The organism is Vibrio sp. 1580 (genome assembly GCF_033340055.1).
Map to the genome: position 1 here is coordinate 1 of NZ_JAWOVT010000250.1, position 735 is coordinate 735.

A 735-nucleotide genomic window follows, 5' to 3' on the forward strand; every position below is an offset into this window, starting at 1 on the left:
CGAGGAGACCAAACTCTCTTCACTGATTGCTCAAGACATGAATGCTTTTCTGAGTGAAGAAGTCGCAAACCGTTTTGGTGAACTTCCATACCTGTTTAAAGTGCTTGCCGCTGAGAAAGCGCTGTCGATTCAGGTGCACCCAAACAAGCAACAAGCAGAACTGGGTTTTGCACTGGAAGAAACACAAGGCATTCCCCTAACCGCTGCAAACCGTAACTACAAAGATCCAAACCACAAACCAGAATTGGTTTACGCGCTAACCGAATACCAAGCGATGAATGGCTTCCGCCCAACTAGTGAAATCATCAGCTTCTTTTCTGAGCTGGCGATTCCTGAGCTGCAAGGCTTGGTGGATGACCTTATCGACAATCAACCTTCAAAAGGCTTGGCGAGATTCTTCTCCGGTCTATTGTCACTGGAAGGCGAACAGAAAGAGATGGCGTTGCCGGTGCTATTGGCACAAGCTCGCATCACCGACTTACCTCTGTTCAACCTGATCTTGGAGTTAGAAACGCAATACCCGGGCGACATTGGTTTGTTTGCGCCCTTGCTACTCAACGTTATCACGCTGAAACCAGGCGAAGCGATGTTCTTGGATGCAGAAACGCCACACGCTTACTTAAAAGGTACAGGTCTTGAGATCATGGCAAACTCAGACAACGTACTGCGCGCAGGTCTGACACCAAAATACATGGACGTGAAAGAGCTTGTTGCATGTGCACGCTTCAATGAGAA

At 48.2% G+C, this 735-nt stretch carries 1 protein-coding gene; it reads left to right on the top strand.

Annotation, left to right across the window (positions count from 1 at the left end; genetic code table 11):
• A partial coding sequence (manA, locus tag R7093_RS25330; RefSeq protein WP_318147034.1) for a mannose-6-phosphate isomerase, class I occupies positions 1-735 on the top strand: 735 nt, incomplete at both ends.